General features: G+C 54.8%; 17 protein-coding genes and 1 other annotated feature. Of the genes, 13 read left to right on the forward strand and 4 right to left on the reverse strand.

Annotation, left to right across the window (positions count from 1 at the left end; translation table 11 throughout):
- The first annotated feature begins 6 nt into the window (after positions 1 to 6).
- Together ytvI and FE783_RS21255 are read left to right on the forward strand one after the other, a co-directional pair.
- Positions 7 to 1,053: a sporulation integral membrane protein YtvI gene (gene ytvI, locus FE783_RS21250; protein ID WP_138881408.1), complete on the forward strand. Its 1,047-nt coding sequence runs from the start codon at positions 7 to 9 to the stop codon at positions 1,051 to 1,053.
- A gap of 78 nt (positions 1,054 to 1,131) precedes the next feature.
- Positions 1,132 to 1,983 (forward strand): undecaprenyl-diphosphate phosphatase, encoded by an 852-nt coding sequence (locus FE783_RS21255; RefSeq protein ID WP_274381454.1) that lies wholly within the window; start codon positions 1,132 to 1,134, stop codon positions 1,981 to 1,983.
- Between the two features lie 545 nt (positions 1,984 to 2,528).
- Here FE783_RS21255 and FE783_RS21260 read toward each other — a convergent pair.
- Positions 2,529 to 4,163 carry a response regulator gene (locus FE783_RS21260; protein ID WP_138881409.1) on the reverse strand — a complete coding sequence of 545 codons (1,635 nt, stop codon included), beginning with the start codon at positions 4,161 to 4,163 and terminating at the stop codon, positions 2,529 to 2,531.
- Positions 4,141 to 6,006, reverse strand: coding sequence for a cache domain-containing sensor histidine kinase (locus tag FE783_RS21265; protein WP_138881410.1), 1,866 nt, complete (start codon positions 6,004 to 6,006; stop codon positions 4,141 to 4,143). The genes FE783_RS21260 and FE783_RS21265 overlap by 23 nt, the downstream gene beginning before the upstream one ends.
- A 120-nt stretch (positions 6,007 to 6,126) precedes the next feature.
- Between FE783_RS21265 and FE783_RS21270 the strand changes: the two genes are divergently transcribed.
- The 9 genes from FE783_RS21270 (at position 6,127) to FE783_RS21310 (ending at position 13,103) form a co-directional block, all read left to right on the forward strand.
- A complete protein-coding gene (locus FE783_RS21270) occupies positions 6,127 to 7,011 on the forward strand; it encodes a carbohydrate ABC transporter permease (RefSeq protein ID WP_138881411.1) in 885 nt (294 codons plus the stop codon).
- Positions 7,011 to 7,847: a carbohydrate ABC transporter permease gene (locus tag FE783_RS21275; protein WP_138881536.1), complete on the forward strand. Its 837-nt coding sequence runs from the start codon at positions 7,011 to 7,013 to the stop codon at positions 7,845 to 7,847. The genes FE783_RS21270 and FE783_RS21275 overlap by 1 nt, the downstream gene beginning before the upstream one ends.
- Before the next feature lie 181 nt (positions 7,848 to 8,028).
- Positions 8,029 to 9,327 carry an ABC transporter substrate-binding protein gene (locus FE783_RS21280; RefSeq protein WP_138881412.1) on the forward strand — a complete coding sequence of 433 codons (1,299 nt, stop codon included), beginning with the start codon at positions 8,029 to 8,031 and terminating at the stop codon, positions 9,325 to 9,327.
- 261 nt (positions 9,328 to 9,588) lie between these two features.
- On the forward strand, positions 9,589 to 9,930 hold the full coding sequence (locus FE783_RS21285; protein ID WP_138881413.1) for a zinc ribbon domain-containing protein YjdM: 342 nt from the start codon (positions 9,589 to 9,591) through the stop codon (positions 9,928 to 9,930).
- A 212-nt stretch (positions 9,931 to 10,142) separates the two neighbouring features.
- Positions 10,143 to 10,349: a spore coat associated protein CotJA gene (locus FE783_RS21290; RefSeq protein WP_238403195.1), complete on the forward strand. Its 207-nt coding sequence runs from the start codon at positions 10,143 to 10,145 to the stop codon at positions 10,347 to 10,349.
- A 3-nt stretch (positions 10,350 to 10,352) separates the two neighbouring features.
- Positions 10,353 to 10,616, forward strand: a complete 264-nt coding sequence (locus FE783_RS21295) for a spore coat protein CotJB (protein WP_138881415.1) — start codon at positions 10,353 to 10,355, stop codon at positions 10,614 to 10,616.
- Positions 10,617 to 10,728: 112 nt separating this feature from the next.
- Positions 10,729 to 11,298: a manganese catalase family protein gene (locus FE783_RS21300; protein ID WP_138881416.1), complete on the forward strand. Its 570-nt coding sequence runs from the start codon at positions 10,729 to 10,731 to the stop codon at positions 11,296 to 11,298.
- 132 nt (positions 11,299 to 11,430) lie between these two features.
- Positions 11,431 to 11,829 (forward strand): YhjD family protein, encoded by a 399-nt coding sequence (locus FE783_RS21305; protein WP_138881417.1) that lies wholly within the window; start codon positions 11,431 to 11,433, stop codon positions 11,827 to 11,829.
- A complete protein-coding gene (locus FE783_RS21310; RefSeq protein ID WP_138881418.1) occupies positions 11,826 to 13,103 on the forward strand; it encodes a DNA polymerase IV in 1,278 nt (425 codons plus the stop codon). The genes FE783_RS21305 and FE783_RS21310 overlap by 4 nt, the downstream gene beginning before the upstream one ends.
- Positions 13,104 to 13,259: 156 nt before the next feature.
- Here FE783_RS21310 and FE783_RS21315 read toward each other — a convergent pair whose 3' ends face one another.
- The gene (locus FE783_RS21315; RefSeq protein WP_138881419.1) at positions 13,260 to 13,916 is read right to left on the reverse strand and encodes a hypothetical protein; all 657 of its coding nucleotides are present in this window, start codon (positions 13,914 to 13,916) and stop codon (positions 13,260 to 13,262) included.
- A gap of 148 nt (positions 13,917 to 14,064) precedes the next feature.
- A complete protein-coding gene (gene aspS, locus FE783_RS21320; RefSeq protein WP_138881420.1) occupies positions 14,065 to 15,375 on the reverse strand; it encodes an aspartate--tRNA(Asn) ligase in 1,311 nt (436 codons plus the stop codon).
- Positions 15,376 to 15,684: 309 nt separating this feature from the next.
- Positions 15,685 to 15,920: a binding site (T-box leader), on the reverse strand.
- 633 nt (positions 15,921 to 16,553) lie between these two features.
- On the opposite strand from aspS, the gene FE783_RS21325 reads away from it, so the two are divergent.
- On the forward strand, positions 16,554 to 16,913 hold the full coding sequence (locus FE783_RS21325) for a hypothetical protein (protein ID WP_138881421.1): 360 nt from the start codon (positions 16,554 to 16,556) through the stop codon (positions 16,911 to 16,913).
- 259 nt (positions 16,914 to 17,172) lie between these two features.
- Positions 17,173 to 18,858 carry a DUF4091 domain-containing protein gene (locus FE783_RS21330; protein ID WP_138881537.1) on the forward strand — a complete coding sequence of 562 codons (1,686 nt, stop codon included), beginning with the start codon at positions 17,173 to 17,175 and terminating at the stop codon, positions 18,856 to 18,858.
- Positions 18,859 to 18,880: the final 22 nt, after the last annotated feature.

The raw sequence follows: 18,880 nt of genomic DNA on the forward strand, positions 1-18,880 counted from the left end.
AAAAATATGTCGATGAAAACGATCGTCATGATCGTGCTTGGCATCGGTTTTTTGTACGGATTGTTTACGATCGGGATGCCGTTTATGCTGGCGATCATGATCGCGATGTTTCTCGAGACGCCGATCGCCGCTTTGATGCGGGTATTCCGCCTGAACCGGATCGCTTCGGCCACTGTCGTATGTACGCTGTTTACGCTCCTGTTGTTCGGGGCCGTCTACTTGATCGGCGCGGGAGTCGTAGCGCAGCTTATCGAGATTTGGAAAAAGGCTCCGGCCTATCTGGAAGAGTTCGACCGCTATTTCCGGGATGCGACCGAACGGACCGAGCTGTTCTACAATTCGCTGCCGGCCGATGCGGCCCAGCAGCTGCAGACCGGTCTGGAGCATGGGATCACGATGCTGACCGACTCGCTCAGCAGCATTATCGGGGGCATATCTGGCTACTTCCTGAATGCGGCCAAAGCGGTGCCGAATTTGTTCGTCGCGTTCGTCGTCTTTATGGTCGCGCTCTACTTGATGAGCTACAGCCTGCCGATGCTGAAGTCCCAGTTCATCGGGCTGTTCGAAGAAAAGTCGCGGGGGAAAGTGGACGATGTGCTCGGCAACCTGCGCAGCTCGATCTTCGGCTTCCTGCGCGCCCAGTTGATCCTAAGCGCGCTCACGTATCTCGTTTCCTTGACCGGTCTGCTCATTCTTAGGGTCGAATACCCGCTCGCGGTGGCGCTTCTGATCATTATCGTCGATGTGCTGCCGATTCTCGGCACCGGCTCCGTTATCGTGCCGTGGGCGGCGTACGTTTTCATTAAAGGCGACGTTCCTCTCGCGATCGGACTGCTTGTCCTGTTTATCGCCATTACGATATTCCGCCGCATCGTCGAGCCGAAAATATTGGGCGATTCGATCGGCATCGGCGCTTTGCCTACGCTGGTCGGCCTGTATATCGGCTTTAAGCTGATGGGCGTCGTCGGCTTGTTCCTCGGCCCGATCGTCATTATGATTTACAAGGAGATGCGCAAGGTCGGACTGCTGCAGTTCAAAATCAAGCTGGAGTAAACGCTGCATGAGGCGGTTATATTCTGCTGCGAAGCAGATCTTTACTTTTGGGGATTCGTTGGAGAGGAGTATTCGTACGTGAATTTGTGGGATTTGTTCGTAGCGATTGTGCTGGGGATCGTGGAAGGATTGACGGAGTTTGCGCCGGTATCATCGACCGGGCATATGATTTTGGTAGACGATATGCTGCTGCACTCGAAGGAGCTGTTCCCGGCCTCCGTGGCCAACTCGTTCAAGGTCGTCATTCAGCTGGGCTCCATCCTGGCCGTAGTTGTCGTATTCAAAGACCGGTTCATCGATCTGCTCGGTTTGCGGAGACTGTCGGGCAAGAAGGTCGACGCGGCGGGCGGCGGAGGCCGTCTGAAGCTGGCTCAAGTGATTGTGGGGCTGATCCCCGCCGGCATTACCGGCGTACTGTTCGAAGACTATATCGACGAATATTTGTTCTCCGTGGAAACGGTGCTGGTCGGTCTTGTGCTGGGCGGCATTCTGATGATCGTGGCGGATAAATTCGGTCCGCGCACGCCGACCGCGAGCACGGTGGACAAAATTACGTACAAGCAGGCTCTCGGGATCGGCCTGTTCCAATGCCTCGGCATGTGGCCCGGCTTCTCGCGCTCCGGCTCGACGATATCCGGGGGCGTCATGCTCGGCATGAGCCACCGCGCCGCCGCCGACTTTACGTTCATTATGGCTGTGCCGATCATGGCTGGCGCCAGCCTCATTTCGCTGTACAAGCATTGGGACGCTTTTACGCCGGAGGCGCTGCCGTTTTTTATCGCGGGCTTCATCAGCGCATTCGTGTTCGCTCTGCTGTCCATCCGGTTTTTCCTCAAGCTGATCCAGAAGATCAAGCTTACGCCGTTTGCGCTGTACCGGTTCGCGCTTGCCGCCATTATTGCTTTATTCTTAACGATACAGAAATTTTAAGTTCGCTAAAGTGATACAGCTGCGAAGCGATGCTTCATTAAAGCGAACTGCGAGTTTCTGTACAAAGAAAAGCTACCTCTAGAACGCGGTCGCTCATCCTTGAAGTACGTCGACAGACGTTTTTCTTATATATTTGACGAACTGCTCTACATTTATCCATAAAAACAGAGATAGGGGACGCCTCGTTAGGCGTCCCTTTAGTTTGATATATGAGAATCTTTAAGTTCTTTATCGAGCTAATGCAAAAGGGGGATCATTTTATCGGAAATTGGTTGAACGAACCAAACTTCACTAATACTGAACTCTGTTGCGCTATTCGCTCACCTGATAGGAGAATAAAGCGAATAACGAACCAAATTTTACTATTAGCGAACTTAAGTTCAGTAATAGTAACTCTAGGTTCATTGTTCCTCCAATTGCCTAGAAGTGAAGCCAATTAGCGCAGAGAAGTTCACTAATAAACAAATTTGGTTCATTGTAAGACGAAAGGGCCTGACGAGTAGAAGTCAATACGCGACACTTCCCTAGTAGGTCGAGGCCGCGAGTCACGCGTCCCCCGTCTGTTTCTTCCGATACTCGGCCGGCGATTGTCCGAACGCCTTCTTGAACACTTTGCTGAAATATTTCTCGTCCTCGTAGCCGGTCATATGGGCGATCTGCACGATTTTGAGCGCCGGGTTAAGCAGCAGCGTCTTCGCCCTCTCCATCCGGTGGCGCAGCAGAAAGTCGCTGATCGTCTCCCCGAACTCCTGCTTGAACCGGCGGGAGACGTATTCCCGGCTCAAATAAAAGTGCGCGGCGACCTCCTGCACGCTGATGTCCTGATCGACCCGGCTTTGCAGGTAGCGGGCGATTTCGTAGATCAAATGGTTTTCCTGCTGCGTCACCTTGCGGACGAGCTCGGCCAGCCGTACGAGGCTGCCGGTCATTTCCTCCTGCCACAGATCGAGGGAAAGCTCTCCCCGTTCATTCAGCGGGATAGGCAGCACCGCCGTTTCGAGCGGAAGGCGCAGTTCCGCGTCGTCGCCGGGGAAAAAGTCTTTCACCCAGCGCGATTTCAGCACCTGGAACTCGTGTCTCCACAGCTCCAGATGCTCCATCGTGACGACGTCCTTCTTGCGCACCTCGTCGATCCACGAATGAACCGCCTCCTCGATCTTCTCCTTGCTGGAGCTCCGGATCGCCAGTCGGACCCGGTCCTCGAAATCGCTCATGTGCAGCTCCGCGGGATGCGGCGCATCCTTCGGATCGAACGCGCGGACCCAGGTTGAGCGCTTCAGCAAATTGCGCTGCCTAAGCACGGCATCAGCTTCTTCGTACGATTCCTTGACCCCTGCGGGGAACGGGTGAACGCACCCGAGCCCGAACTCCACCCGCGTATGAAAAGTCCGGCTCAAGCCGTCGTTGATCGATTCGAGCACGCGCGACGACCGCTCCGGGCTGCCCCAATGCAGCAGCACGATCGGGTGACGGTTGTTCCAGAAGCGGAAGGCGATGCCTTGTCTCGGCGAGCCGCCGTTTGGGTTCAGCAGCTCGTTGCAAATGTTCGTCAAGCTGAACAGCAGCAGATCGGTATGGGTCGCAAACTTGTCGCGCAGCTTGCCGTGCAGCGTATCGGTCGCGATGAGGCTCACCCGGCACGAAACGCCCTCGGCGAGCTCCGGAAACTCTTGGGCGAACGACATTTTCTCGGCGAAATAAGAGCCGGGCTCCCCGATCAGGTTCGACAGCAGCTTGTCGTAATAAACCGGGCGCAGTGAATTGATGCGCATCGACCGCGTCTGCGATTCGAGCCGCTCCCGCTCCTCGTCGTTCCAGTTGCGGAGCGCCTTCTCGGTAATGTCCAGCAGCTGCTCGGCGTCGATCGGCTTGAGCAAATAGTCCATCCCGCCGTATTTGACCGCCCCCCGGACGTAATCGAAATCGTCGTGGCCGCTGATGACGATCGTTTTGCACGCGGGCGCGTTTTCCTTGATCCAGCGAAGCAGGGAGATGCCGTCCATGTTCGGCATCATCATATCCGTATAGACGACCTGCGGGCGTTCCGTCTCGATCAAGGAAACGGCCGAGGCGCCGTCCGCCGCTTCCAGAACGGTATCGACGCCCAAGGCGCTCCAGTCCAGCAGCAGCTTGATCGCGTCTCTCACATGCTTCTCGTCATCCACGATTAGTACTTTCATCTTGGGCCTCCTTCCCTTCCGCCGGAATCGTCATCGTCACCTTGAAGCCGTGCGGCTTCGTTTCCTCGATGTGCATATCCGCCTTGTTGCCGTAAAACAATTTCAATCTGGATAAAACGTTGAGCAGCCCGATTCCGCCGCCGTCCGCTTCCTCCGATTCCGTATCGATCCCTTTGCCCGCCCTGCGCAGCAGCTGGCGCATTTCATTCAGCCGGTCGGGGCCGGGACCTTTGCCGTTGTCTTCTACCGATATCGTGATAAGGCCGTCTTCGGTAAAGCCGCTGCGGATCACCACAGCGCCTTCGGTTCCGGACGCCGGATCGAAGCCGTGCTTGAAATAATTTTCGACGATCGGCTGAAGCGTCATTTTCGGCAATTCCGCGTAAAGCGTGCCTTCGTCCAGCTCTAGCGTCAAGGCTACCTTTTCGTCAAAACGGCTGCGCTGCAGCTCCACATACGAACGGATATGATCGATTTCTTTGGCGAGCGGCACCGACGTTTCGGCCGTGTTCATGCTGTACCGCATCATTTTGCCGAGCGACGAGATCAGCTTGTAAATGTTCGGAGCGTTCATCTGAAGCGCAAGCGTCCCGATCGACTGCAAAGCATTGTACAAAAAGTGCGGGTTGATCTGCGCCTGGAGCGCCTTCAGCTGATTCGTCCGGTTCGCGAGCTCGAGCCGGTATTCCTTGACGATCAGGTTGTTGATATGCTGCATCATCGACCGGAAGCGGGCGGCGAGCAGACCGAATTCGTCCTTGCGCTTCATGTCGATGTCGACGTTCATATTGCCCTTCTGGATCGCTCCGATATAGCCGATCAGACGTTTGATCGGAGCCGTGAACAGGAAGGCGACGCCGACGGTCACGACGATCGAGAGCAGCGAGAAAGCCGCGAGCACGAACGTGTTGATGCGGGTCAAATCGCGGGCCTGCTTGTACAGCACCTCGTCCGGAATCCGCTTGACGATCGTCCAATCCAAATAATTCGTCTTCAGCTTATCGTACACTTGCACGCCCTTGAAGCCGTCGCCGTCCCAGAACACGCTGCCGACCTGCTCCGGCCGAGCTAGAAGATCGGACACCCAGCCTTCCTCCGGCCGGTTCCCCCATAGCTTCTCGTCAGGACCGTATATGACGTAGCCTGATGAATCCAGTATGTACAGTTGCTCGCGTTTCGTATCGTACAAGCTTTCGGCCATGGCGCGGAGCCCTTGCATATTGATGTCGACGGACAGGATGCCGAGCTCCTCGGTCAAAGGGACTCTCCGGATGCTGCGGTGCATCGTCATGACCGTCGCCGGCTCGATATATGCGGTCGGGGCGAAGCCGTAGTCATGGCTGCGGTGCGGAGGCTGCACGGCAACCTCGGCCTTGCCCAGCTCGGGTCGGAACGTTTGTGCGGATTCCGGCACTCTTTTGAGCAGGGCGTTGATCATCAAGTACGGCTGCTTGGCAAGCTCCACATACAAATAAACCTGATAGATGTCCGGCATCACATTGGCCATATGCATAAGCGCGCGGTACGTCTCCTTGTCGCTCAAGTAGTCGGTCGCACCGGTCTCGATGTTGGCGTTCAGCTTGGCGTCGTTGTACACCGCAAGCGTCGTCTGGTGGATCGTGTCCATATAATGGCGGATGTTTTCTCTGCCTTGAACGAGCAGCGCGGACGTGACCCCGATTCTCTCCTGCGTAATCGTCCGTTTCGTATACCAGTAAGTGAGGAAGATCGACGTAGACAGCGGCACGATGACCGCGGCCAGCAGGAAGGCGATCAATTTGTTGCGTATGCTTGTCCGGAACAAGGAGAGGATCAGCTCGCTTTCGCATGAGTCTTCGACCAACTTACGTCATCAGGTTCCACCTATTACGTCACGAACTTCCGTTTAAGGCGATCCGGTTCCTGTTTACAATATTTATAAAAGGCACTAGTTCAACCTATATAGAAAGAGGAGGTCGATACCATGAAACGGAGCAAAAGACTTGCAGACTTGTCGCTCCAAGCCGTTTTCGTCGGGCCGGCGGCGATTGCGTTCGTGCTGATCGTGCTCGTTCCGTTCGTCATGAGCATTTACTACTCGTTTACGGAATGGAACGGAGTGAGCTCCGACGTCAAGTGGATCGGCATCGCCAATTATAAAACCATCTTAACCGATGACAAAGCATTTCTCCACTCCTTCGGGTTCACCGCGCGGTTTACGCTGGCAAGCGTCGTGCTGACGAACGCGCTCGGCTTCCTGCTCGCGCTGCTGCTGACGCAGGCGCTGAAGACGCGCAACTTGTTGCGGACGATCTTCTTCATGCCGAATGTCATCGGCGGACTGCTGCTCGGCTTCATCTGGCAGTTTATATTTGTGAAAGGGTTCGCCACGATCGGCGAATTGACGGGCATCGGGTTCTTCAACCTGCCCTGGCTCGGAGACGAGACGACGGCCTTCTGGGGGCTCGTCATCGTCAGCGTCTGGCAAGGGGCCGGCTACTTGATGATTATCTACATCGCCGCTCTGAACAACGTGCCGAAGGACGTCATCGAAGCGGCGCGCATCGACGGGGCCAGCCGGATGCAGATGCTGCGGCAAATTACGGTTCCGCTCATTATGCCGGCCGTTACGGTCTGCTTGTTCCTGGCCATCTCCTGGGCGTTCAAAATGTTCGACCTGAACATGTCGCTGACGAAGGGCGGTCCGTTCGGCTCGACGGAATCGATCGCGCTGAACATTTACCAGGATGCGTTCCGCAACAATATGCTCGGCCTCGGCTCGGCCAAATCGGTCATCTTCTTCGCCGCGGTCGCTCTCGTGACCTTGCTGCAGGTCAGCTTTACGAAGAAAAGGGAGGTGGAGGTGTGATGGAGACCCGTTCGAACTACTCGTCCCGCACGCTTGTCCTGGAGCTGCTGGCTTTGGCGCTCGCTCTGCTGTTCCTCGTCCCGTTCTATTTCGTCATCGTCAACTCGGTGAAAAGCTTCGGGGATCTGCTCGTCAATTCCGCCGGCCTCCCGAAATCGCTGCACTTCGAAAATTTTTCCCGCGTATGGGAAATTACGAAGTTTCCTAAAGTATTCGCGAACTCGCTCATCATTACGCTCGCGAGCAACGTCGGACTCGTCGTCATCAGCGCGATGGCCGCCTACCGGATGGTCCGCGTGCCGAGCCGGTTCAACAAGCTGCTGTTTCTCGGCTTCGTCTCGGCGATGGTCATTCCGTTCCAGTCGGTCATGATCCCGCTCGTCCGCGTCGCCGATTGGCTGAACTTGATGGACAGCATTCCCGGACTCGTCATTTGTTATTTCGGGTTCGGGGTATCGCTTAACCTGTTTCTGTATCACGGCTTCGTCAAGTCGATCCCGCGCGAAATCGAGGAATCGGCGGTCGTGGACGGCTGCTCGCCGTTCGGCGTCTTCTGGCGGATCGTATTCCCGCTGCTGAAGCCGATGACCGTAACGGTCGTGCTGCTGAACAGCTTGTGGATCTGGAACGACTTCCTGCTGCCGCTGCTCATCTTGTCGAGCCCGGATTTGCGGACGATTCCGCTCGCGACGTATTCCTTCTTCGGGCAATATACGAAGCAGTGGGATTTGGCACTGGCCGGTCTCGTGCTCAGCGTTACGCCGATCGTGCTGTTTTTCCTGGCGATGCAGCGCCACATTATCGAAGGGATTACGGCCGGCTCGGTGAAAGGGTAAGGAACTTTACGGAGTAACGGTCAGTCATAGTGGTAATTCCGATAAAGTTCCTAAGCGGTTCACAAAATTCCACCTATTCGTTCATCGGCGTACGTGTCGGTCGCAGGGGCAGGCGGTTTACAATGCAGATAGAAATACCAAATCAAATTCGGGGCAACTTACAAAAAGGGAGGAACTTTAGATGAACAAACGTTTCGCGTTTCTCGGCTTGATCTCCGTCCTGCTTGTCTCCATCGTAGCTGCGGGATGCAGCAAAAAAGAAGAAGCTTCCGGAACCGGTACGGGCGGCGACGCCGGAAAGAAAAACGTAACGATCAAAATGTTCCAGTTCAAGGTGGAAATCGCCGAGCAGCTGGCGAAGCTCGCGAAGGAATACGAGAAAGAAAATCCGGGCGTCAAAATCCAGATCGACACGGTCGGCGGAGGAGCCGATTACGGCGCGGCGCTGAAGGCGAAGTTCAGCTCCGGCGACAAGCCGGACATTTTCAACAACGGCGGCTTCACCGATCTCGATCTGTGGCTCGAGCATCTGGAAGATTTGTCCGACCAGCCTTGGGTGAAAGACCTCGTCGAAGCTTCCAAGGAGCCGATGACGAAAAACGGCAAGCTGTACGGTCAACCGCTTAACCTGGAAGGCTACGGCTTCATCTACAACAAAGAGCTGTTCGCGCAAGCCGGCATCACCGAGCTGCCGAAGACGCTGACCCAGCTGGAAGAAGCGGCCAAGAAGCTGCAAGCGAAAGGCATTACGCCATTCGTGAACGGCTACGGCGAGTGGTGGGTGCTCGGCAACCATTTCGTCAACCTTCCGTTCGCTTACCAGTCGAACCCGAATACGTTCATCGACGGCTTGAATAAAGGCACGGCGAAGATCGCCGGCAACGAAACGTTCAACAACTGGGTGAAGCTGTTCGACCTGCAGCTGAAATACGGCAACGCCAACCCGCTGCAAACCGACTACAACACGCAAGTAACGACGTTCGCGACAGGCAAGGCGGCTATGACGCAGCAGGGCAACTGGACGCAGGTGCAGCTGACCAAGACGAACCCGAACCTGAAGGTAGGCTTCCTGCCGATGCCGATCAGCGATGACGCGGCGGCAAGCGACAAGCTGCCGGTAGGCGTACCGAACAACTGGGTCATCAACAAAAACTCCGCCGTCAAGGACGAGGCGAAGAAGTTCCTTAACTGGATGGTAACGTCTGACGTCGGCAAAAAATATATTACCCAAGAGTTCAAGTTCATCCCGGCGTTCAAAACGATTACGGCCGACGAAGCGACGCTCGGACCTTTGGCCGCGGATATTATGAAATACGTCAAGGACAACAAGACGCTCAGCTGGAACTGGTTCAAGTTCCCGGGAGGCGAAGCGTCGAGCAAGAAGTTCGCCGATGCGATGCAAGCCTATGTCGCCAAGAAGATGACAAAGGAGCAAATGTTCGACGAATTCCAGAAAACGTGGGACAGCTTGAAGAAATAAGGAAGCTTCCCAGGCGAAGCGTGAAACCCGGAGAGACGTGCTTTCCGGGTTTTTTGCCTGTTTAGGAAATTATGCGAAGCCAATTTCTGCGGATAACGGGGGCTCCCCCAGAAGTAATCGGAATAATCTACGAAGCAGAACTTCACTTCTGGGGGACTTGTTCCGTTCTTTTGCCGATAGCTGGGCGGATGAGGCGGATGAGGCCAAGCTTGATGAAGGCGAAGGAAAGAGGTATTATGGACGAAAAGGAGAGAATGAACCATGTCTGCGTTGCCAAATTGCCCGAAATGCAATTCTTCATACACATACGAAGATGGAAGCCAGTTGGTGTGCCCGGAATGCGCCCATGAGTGGATATCGGGATCGGAACCCGACAAAAGCGAAGATCAAAAGGTTGTCAAAGATGCGAATGGAACTATTTTAAACGACGGCGATTCTGTAGCCGTAATCAAAGACCTGAAAGTAAAAGGAAGCTCATCGGTTATCAAAATGGGCACAAGAGTAAAGCATATACGTTTGGTTGACGGAGATCATGATATCGACTGCAAAATCGATGGCTTTGGAGCGATGAAGTTAAAATCCGAGTTTGTCAAAAAGATTTAAAAGTTCGGCCTCTCGTCCCTTGCGACGGGAGTTTTTTTATCGATAAAAAATGGGTAAGTTCACTAAAAAACTAAAGCGAAACGAGGTTTACATAGACGCTTGTTCTATGAAAGTACCTTATGGGTAAAGCAGGAAACATGACTAGGCTATTGTCATACACTAGGGGAGAGGACTTTGCATGGCAGCCAATTCGTAAAGGAGGAATCAACTTGATCAACCCGCAACTGCGAACGTACCGTCCGTTTGTCGGCCCGTTCGATCCGTGTCCGCCCGTACGAGTGAAAACCTATATCATACCGCCCAACTTGACGATGCCGTTCCAGCCTCCGGATTTGCCGCAGTTTACCCCGAGTGAGGCGCTAAGGCTCGGAACGCTGTGGCCGGCCTATTACAGCCCCTACGAGAGCAGGAGATGTTAAGTGATGGAGAACACAGTCGACCCGAAATATTACGAGCTGATGTGCAGGCTGCAGGAGACGGACTTCGTCCTGATCGAGCTGACCCTTTACCTCGACACGCATCCCGACGATATGAATGCGATCCAGCAGTTCAACCAGATGGCGATGCTCCGGCGGCAGATCGCCTTCGACTTCGAGCAGCAGTTCGGTCCGCTGCTGCAATACGGACATAGCTTCAGCCGGTACCCGTGGGATTGGAAAAACGATCCTTGGCCGTGGCAAGTCTGAAGGCTGTCCGCCTTTGTCGGGCGCCCCGTGCGGCCGGCCTACACATAAACGGTACGACGAGCATAAGCGATGCGACCATGCGGAAGCAGAGCAGGGCGGAGGAACGGTATACATGTGGATTTATGAGAAGAAGCTGCAGTATCCGGTGAGGGTAAGCAAATGCGATCCGCGTATGGCCAAATTTTTGCTTGAGCAATACGGCGGGGCGGACGGGGAGCTGGCTGCGGCGCTGCGCTATTTGAATCAGCGGTACTCGATTCCGGATAAGGTGATCGGGTTGCTGACGGATATCGGAACGGAGGAGTTTGCCCACCTAGAGATGATCGCCACGATGGTTTACAAGCTGACGAAGGACGCTTCGCCGCAGCAAATGGAAGAGGCAGGCCTGGGCGCGAATTTTGCCAGCCACGACCACGCGCTGTTCTATCAGAACGCCGCCGGCGTGCCTTGGACCGCATCCTATATTCAGGCGAAGGGCGACCCGATCGCCGACCTGTACGAGGACATAGCGGCTGAGGAGAAAGCGCGGGCGACATACCAGTGGCTGATCGATATGACCGACGACGTCGACCTGCAGGACGGCTTGAAGTTTTTGCGAGAGCGGGAAATTATTCATTCGCTCCGTTTCCGCGAAGCGGTGGAAATTTTGAAGGCGGACCGGGACGCGCAAAAAGTATATTGAGTTGACGCTCATCCCGCCGGCTTGCGCCTGCGGGATTGCGCCTGTCAGAGGAATTTTCTCCATCTTGTATAATCGCGGGCATTCGGATTATAATAAGAACATACGTTCGTATTATAACGGAGGTGCTACAAGATGTCCGTGCAGATCCACTCGCGTACTATTTCATCACCGGACGTAAAGCAATTGATTCGCAACATGATGATCCTTCCCGTTGTCCGGTCCAACTTCGAATGCGACAAAAGGGTGTTCGAGAAAAGCAAGCTTTATGAATACCGCAGTCCGTATGCGGCGGTCGCCCAGCGCGCGATAACCAGAATCGACGCGGACGTGGCCAAAATCGGTTCCATATTCCGTACGATCGGACTGAGGCTGGGCGAAGAGGAAGGAGATCCCGCATGGATAACCCGGGTTGCGGATTACCGCGGAGAACGCCATGCGTTCGCTCTCCGATGGGGGACGTTCGAAGGCGAGCTGGAGCTGCTTACCGACTATTACCTCGGCAATCTTTCCGCTCGCGATGATGACCGATGAAGGGCGAACCCGGCAAATCGAGAGTCGTTTTCCTCGCGGACTGCCAAAGCTTCTATGCGAGCGTCGAGAAGGCCACGCGGCCGGAGCTTCGCAATAAGCCCGTCGTGGTGGCCGGCGATCCGGAGCGGCGCAGCGGCATCATTCTCGCGGCTTGCCCGATTGCCAAATCGTTCGGGGTGACGACGGCGGAATCGATCCGGGAGTCGCTCGCGAAATGTCCGCACTTGGAGATTGTGAAGCCCCGCATGCAGTACTATATCGACGTGTCCCTTCAAATCACCCGCATTTACGAACGGTTCTCGGATTTGGTCGAGCCTTACTCGATCGACGAGCAGTTTATCGACGTTACGGGCTCCCTCGGTCTATACGGCGGCGATCCGGAAGAGATCGCCAGGGCGATTCAAGCCCAGGTGTGGAACGAAACGAAGGTGCGGACCCGGGTGGGGATCGGGGAGAACAAAATTTTGGCCAAAACGGCCTGCGACAACTATGCCAAAAAGGTCGAGTCCGGCATCTACTATCTGCGCAAGGACGAGTTGGAGAAGTCGCTCTGGACGCTTCCGATCAACAAAATGTTTATGGTCGGCTCCCGGATGACGCAGCATTTCAACTTGATGGGGATTACGACGATCGGCGAGCTGGCGCGCATTCCGCTCGAGAAGCTGCAGGAGCGTCTCGGACGGAAATTCGGGAGAAACAGCGACATTAACGCCGAGGTGCTGTGGCGGATCGCGAACGGCCACGATGAATCGCCGGTATCGCCATACACACTTGTCGGGCAGCAGAAGGGGATCGGCCACATGATGACGCTGCCGGTCGATTACCGGACGATGGATGACCTGAAGGTCGTCCTGCTGGAGCTGTCGGAGCTCGTCTGCCAGCGCTGCCGCTCCAAAGGGCTGATGGGCCAAGTCGTTTCGGCGGGGTGCCAGGGGGCGGACTTCGACCGGCCTACGGGCTTTTTCCGGCAGATGAAGATGCCGCACAATACGAACTTGACGGAAGAAGTGTACGAGGTGGCATGCCGAATATTCGAGAAGCAGTGGAACGGCAAGCCGGTGAGAAAGGTCGGCGTGACGCTCAGCGACCTGACGTCGGATGAAACGTACCAGATGACCGTATTTCCGGACCGCGAGAAGAAGATGGCGCTGGAGCGGGCTACGGACGAGATCAAGAGCCGGTTCGGGAACACGTCGATCATGCGGGCTTCGTCGGTCACCCCGGCCGGGCAGGCGCAGCGCAGGTCGAAAATGATTGGGGGGCATTACAAGTGAAGAGAGCTGGCGGATGCAGAGGAGCTTTGGATGGGGACTGGGATAAGGCTCGGGCGGAATGAGGACTTTGGGAGTGCGGTCCTGCCGCCCGCATCAGAGGCGGCTGTAAGCAAAAGGGGCTTCGCCGAAGCCCCTTTTTGCTTGCTCACATGACCGTTAACCGACTGAGGGTTCGTTTGGGGACGGCGCGGTTTGGACCGTCTTGGTCAATTCGTTCTGCAGGGCGGATACGTATTTTTCGTAAGTTTCCACCTCCGACTTGGAAGCGGCGGCCTTGATTTGGTTCAAGTTTTTTTCCATGGCGCCAAGCACGTACTGCAAGTACTCGATTTTCTCGCTTTTTTGGATATCGTTATAGAAGAGGGCGTTTTTCGCTAAATAATCGTTGTTTTTGGACAATTCCATTTGAATTCGGAGATGCATTTTCATTTGGTTGTATTTTTTCTTTTCCGCGTCGTTTGCCGTCTTTATATCCGGAATGTTGAACGCTCCCATTTCCACGGCCTTTTGGGTCAGAAAGCTTTTTCCCACTTTGATGGGGTCAAGCAGCTCGAACGCTTTTCTTTCCAGTGAAATTCCGGCCCCCGCGGAAAACGATACGTCGTAACCGGTCTTTTCGGCAAATTCCCGCACGGGTAAATAAGAGGTGCCTGCAATCGTAATAGCTTTATGGTCCAACTTCTCTCCATTGACGCTTACGGGAAGCTCGCCGTCAATTACCGCACCTATTGCGCTTTTGATTTCTTCGGCGTAGACGGAGACGGAAAGCGATAAAAGAAGTCCGAACAGCGCTCCGATCATATACTTTTTCAATACCACCACTCCTTTTCTGATATGGGATAATTATACATATTAATCCTACCAATTGTCACTATTAATAGTAAAAAGTTGGGATGATCCGAAGCAAAAGGGACTCCAGAGGAGTCCCAAAGCTGATTGTTTAGGCAGTAGGTTCAGCATACTAAGGCGTCAACCGCGTCCGGTCTCTCGGAAACGCCGACGCTTCGCGTACGTTGGGCTGGCCGAGCAAGCGGGAGGTGAGGCGCTCCAGGCCGATCGCGAACCCGCCGTGGGACGGCATGCCGTAACGGAACAGATCGAGATAGCTGGAGAAATGCTCCGGGTTCAGTCCCCGTCCGCGCATCGAAGCGGTCAGCTCGGAGTAGTCGTGAATGCGCTGACCTCCGGTCGTAATTTCCAGCCCGTTGAAGATCAGGTCAAAGGAAGCGGTCAGTGTCGCGTCCTCCGGCGCGGGCTTCGCGTACATCGGGCGGATTTCGCGCGGGTAGCGCGTTATGAATACGAACGCCGGCCTATTCTGTTCGGACGCATATCGGCAGATGAGCCTTTCGCCTTCCGGGTCGAGGTCTCCCTTAGGGGACGTCTTGCCGTATTTCCGCAGCAAAATGCTTTGTGCTTCGGCTACCGGAATTCGCGGAATGTCGTGCGGCACGGGAACCTCCACCCCCAGCAGCGCAAACTCGGCCTCGCATTCGGCGGCTGCTTTCTCGAGCATATATCGAAGCATTTCCTGCTCCAGGTCCATCAGCTCTTCTTCCGAGCGGATAAAGCCCATTTCGACGTCCAGCGAGACATATTCGTTCAGATGGCGGGATGTGTTGTGTTCTTCCGCCCGGTAGACGGGGGCGATCTCAAATACCCGCTCGTACCCGGCGCCTACCATCATCTGCTTATAAAATTGGGGAGACTGGGCCAAATAGGCAGGACGGCCGAAATAGTCGACCGGGAACAGGTTCGAGCCTCCCTCGGTGCCGGACGCCACGATTTTCGGCGTGAAAATTTGGGTAAAGCCGCGTGCGGACAAGTAATCGCGAAAAGCGCCGGCCAGAGCGGCCTGAATCCGGAAAGTAGCGTGCACCTGCGGGTGTCTCAGCGACAACACCCGGTGGTCGAGCATCGTGTCCAGTCTCGCGCCGATCGTCTTTTTGTTGATTTCGAAAGGCAGAGGTGCCGCGGCGGCGCTTATGCAATCGACGGCGGAAGCTCTAACTTCGACACCGCCGGGCGCTTTCGGCGCTTCGACGGCGACGCCGGTTACGGACACGACCGACTCCAAAGTAAGCTGCGTTTCGGCCAATTCTCCCTCGAAGACGCATTGCACGATGCCGCTCCGGTCGCGCACATTGACGAACGCGAGCTGGCCCAGATTGCGGATGCCGTGCACCCAGCCTTGTACGGTTACCGGTTGTTCCAAATGTTCGGAGATCCGGGAGCAGAGCACACGGATCCGGTGAGACGCATGAGTTTGCATGAGAAACACTCCCTACTGTTCAATTTGATAGTGCGCAAAAAGAAGTTGTTGTTGTCATCATCATCATCATCGTCGCCATCGTCCATGTGCATCACCTCCCAAAAAGGTCCCCCGAAAGTGAAGTGCACCTTCGAAGCTTATTCCGATTACTTTCGGGGGAGCCCCCCTAAATCGCCCCAAAAAGTGAAGCGAAGCGTTGCAGCGTATTCCGAGTACTTTTCGGGGACCCCGAAAATCTTCCCAAAAGTGAAGCTAAGCTCCGGAAGCATAGTCCACCGAGAAGAAGAAAACACAAAGACCCCGTCCCCTAAAAGGGACGAGGTCCAAACCCGCTCGCGGTACCACCCTGATTATCGCGCTGCGCGCGCGATCGCTCGAACCCCGTAACGCAGGGGGTGCGTCCGCTCCTAATGGAATCGCGAAGCGATCGTTCAGGCGGAACTCGCCGGTGTCTTTCTTCCGGCGGCAGCCGCCATCCTCCCAGCCAAGGGACGGCTCTCTGTGCGCTGCGCGGTCGGGTTACTTCTCCGGTTCATCGTTTTGGTCGTTTGAAACATCATATTCATTTTGTGTCCGGTTGTCAATATATTCAGAAAAGTTCAACTTCGCGCAAGCTTGAAAAACTAGAGTGAGTTTCTGCACCATCTAAAAGGCTTCGATCAGAAGGTTTTTTAACTGGAAAACCGAGACTGTCGATTAACTCGTGAGTAAAGGAGTGGAAAGTGAAAAGGATACCTTCTGGCGAGTTTTGGATTTAAGAGCTTTCGACAGAAAGCTAGCTTCGTAAGCTTCACTATTCCAACCGCTAATCTTTGATAAATCAAGGACTTTAAAACAAGCTGTCTGAGTAAAAGAAGGTATCTTTTCACTTGGAACGGCGTGCTTTCGCTTCGCTTTCAGTTAATCGACAGTCTCAAACGTGCAGTATATTTTATCAAAATTGCTTTTTGGCCTCGATTTTTGACGAATGAAGCTGGAGGTTTTCCAGTTATTGCTCGCTGTTTGCTTATTTCTTGTTGCATTTACTGTAGGTTCTACATTTGGCGGGTGCATTGCTGCTTTGTCACAGACAGTTTTTACCGCTCTCGCGCTTTACAACTGCATAAAAAGAAGCCGGTTGAAGACAATAATACGCGGTACTAGAGGTACTATAATACAAATACCGAGGAGGACGACCGATGTACCAGAACCAGAACATCACGAATCAAATCCGCCAATGCGAGCAAACGATCCAGCAAATGATGAATCAAACGCAGCAAGCCACACAAATGTATCAGCAACTGCTGCAGCAAGAACAGCAAAACGCAATGCAGCTTGAGCAGCTGGCTCAAAGAGAGCATAAGGCAACCCAAATCATTCAAACCGCTTTGCAAGGACACCAAACGGCGATGCAGCAGCTGCAGCAAGTTTCCCAAATTTGCAAGCAGCTCGAACAAGCTGCGCATAGCATGGGCATGAATGCTTTCTATCAACAGCAACAACAGCAACAGCCGTATAATTTCGCTACTTATTCGGATTCGAACAGATCCTATCAGTGACGACTCCTCAAGCCAAAGGCAGGGGCTTCTCTGATCACTCCATCCCAGGACAGGAATGCGGGTGTCAATCGCGTCTGCCAAATAAATAACGATTAGGCGGGGGGACGGCATGAATGCCGTCCTCTTGCTGTATGTCGAGCGGAACTGTGGTGTCTTACCGGCAAAGATCATATGGATTCGGATAGCGGGCTGTGATATGATGACGATGAATAGTTTTGATCTTTTCATTTCATTTCGTTTCATTTACATGCCAAATCGAATGGATTTGAAGGAGGAGCTTTCTTTGTCAGCCGTCGAACCAACCTTCGCTACCCGCATCATCAGCTCGCTCGAGAAAGTATTCGCCGACGAGGAACTGCAAGCCGCCGAATTTCGCCGCGTATCGGCGCTGCAAAAGGAAACGGTTTCATTCCAGGTTGCCTACCGTTCCGCACGGCTCGTCAAACATTTGAAGCTGCGCGTCGAATCGGAACTCGCTTCCCGCGTAGTTACAAGAACGGTCGGGCTCGTGCCGGCCGAAATGCCGATTTACCACGATCACGACGATAACCTGCTTCGCTCCGTACCGGGATTGTATCCCGATCCGCTGCAGCCCGTAACGGAGTCCGAAGGCGTAACCGGATACCCGAAGCAGTGGCGCTCGGTATGGGTCACGGTCGACTTGAACAGTAATGTGAGTCCCGGAACGTACCCGATTACGATCGTGTTCCTGAACCAGAACGATCAGGAGCTGGCGCGCGAAACGTTCGAGCTGGACGTACTGGCCGCCGCGCTGCCGGAGCAGAAGCTGATTCATACCGAATGGTTCCATACCGATTGCCTGGCTACCTATTACGGAGTTGAAGTGTTCAGCGAGCGCTATTGGGAAATCGTCGAGCACTATGTGAAGACGGCGGTCGACCACGGCATCAACATGCTGCTGACGCCTCTGTTCACTCCGCCGCTGGATACGCAGGTGGGAGGCGAAAGGCCGACCGTCCAGCTTGTGGACGTAGAGAAGTCCGGCTCCGCCTACCGGTTCGGTTTCGATAAATTGAAACGATGGGTAGACATGTGCGACCGGAACGGCGTCCGTTACTTCGAGATGTCCCATCTGTTCACGCAGTGGGGCGCCAAGCACGCGCCGAAAATCGAGGCACGCGAGAACGGCGGGACGAAGCGGATTTTCGGCTGGGATACCGATGCTACGGGCGAGGAGTACAAAGGATTTCTGGCGCAGTTTTTACCGGAGCTGGTCGGCTTTATCAAAGAGAACGGACTCGGGGAGAGAGTGTTTTTCCACGTATCCGACGAGCCGCATACGGATCATATTCCGTGGTACGAGAGCGCGAGCAGCTGGTTGAAGCAGTTTGTCGGCGATTATCCGTCTATCGACGCCCTTTCCAGCTACGACTTTTACGCCAAAGGGCTCGTACCTACGCCGATTCCGGCCACCAACCATATCGAGCCGTTCCTCGAGAACGGAGTGCCCGGCCTATGGACGTATTATTGCTGCTCGCAGTACAAGAAAGTGGCCAACCGGTTCATCTGCATGCCTTCCGCCCGCAACCGGGTGCTCGGACTGCAGCTGTACAAGTTCCAAATCGCCGGCTTCCTGCATTGGGGCTACAATTTCTGGTACGCCCAATATTCCCGCTTCCCGATCGATCCGTACCGCAATACGGACGCGAACTTCGCGTTTCCGGCGGGAGACCCGTTCGTCGTGTACCCGGGAGAGGACGGCAAGCCGGTCGAGTCGCTGAGGTTCGAAGTATTCCGCGAGGCGCTGCAGGATTTGCGCGCGCTCACGCTGCTCGAGTCGCTGATCGGGCGCGATAAGACGCTCGCCTTGATGGAGCAGGGTGCCGGCGCGCCGATTACGTTCGATGTCTATCCGCAGGATGCCGCGTGGCTGCTTGATTGCCGCGAACGGATCAATGCGGCGATTCGCGAGCATTCCGCTTAAATGGTCAGCATGGGTCCCGGCC

This window comes from Paenibacillus mesophilus, from assembly GCF_005938385.1.
GTDB lineage: Bacteria > Bacillota > Bacilli > Paenibacillales > NBRC-103111 > Paenibacillus_AB > Paenibacillus_AB mesophilus.

What these genes read in the sequence shown, in the direction of transcription:
- FE783_RS21310 (WP_138881418.1), top strand. Translation starts at nt 11,826, where the DNA reads ATGAAGGGCGAACCCGGCAAATCGAGAGTCGTTTTCCTCGCGGACTGC.
- FE783_RS21300 (WP_138881416.1), top strand. Translation starts at nt 10,729, where the DNA reads ATGTGGATTTATGAGAAGAAGCTGCAGTATCCGGTGAGGGTAAGCAAA.
- FE783_RS21280 (WP_138881412.1), top strand. Translation starts at nt 8,029, where the DNA reads ATGAACAAACGTTTCGCGTTTCTCGGCTTGATCTCCGTCCTGCTTGTC.
- FE783_RS21330 (WP_138881537.1), top strand. Translation starts at nt 17,173, where the DNA reads ATGGATTTGAAGGAGGAGCTTTCTTTGTCAGCCGTCGAACCAACCTTC.
- FE783_RS21305 (WP_138881417.1), top strand. Translation starts at nt 11,431, where the DNA reads ATGTCCGTGCAGATCCACTCGCGTACTATTTCATCACCGGACGTAAAG.
- ytvI (WP_138881408.1), top strand. Translation starts at nt 7, where the DNA reads ATGTCGATGAAAACGATCGTCATGATCGTGCTTGGCATCGGTTTTTTG.
- FE783_RS21275 (WP_138881536.1), top strand. Translation starts at nt 7,011, where the DNA reads ATGGAGACCCGTTCGAACTACTCGTCCCGCACGCTTGTCCTGGAGCTG.
- aspS (WP_138881420.1), bottom strand. Translation starts at nt 15,375, where the DNA reads ATGCAAACTCATGCGTCTCACCGGATCCGTGTGCTCTGCTCCCGGATC.
- FE783_RS21285 (WP_138881413.1), top strand. Translation starts at nt 9,589, where the DNA reads ATGTCTGCGTTGCCAAATTGCCCGAAATGCAATTCTTCATACACATAC.
- FE783_RS21325 (WP_138881421.1), top strand. Translation starts at nt 16,554, where the DNA reads ATGTACCAGAACCAGAACATCACGAATCAAATCCGCCAATGCGAGCAA.
- FE783_RS21270 (WP_138881411.1), top strand. Translation starts at nt 6,127, where the DNA reads ATGAAACGGAGCAAAAGACTTGCAGACTTGTCGCTCCAAGCCGTTTTC.
- FE783_RS21260 (WP_138881409.1), bottom strand. Translation starts at nt 4,163, where the DNA reads ATGAAAGTACTAATCGTGGATGACGAGAAGCATGTGAGAGACGCGATC.
- FE783_RS21295 (WP_138881415.1), top strand. Translation starts at nt 10,353, where the DNA reads ATGGAGAACACAGTCGACCCGAAATATTACGAGCTGATGTGCAGGCTG.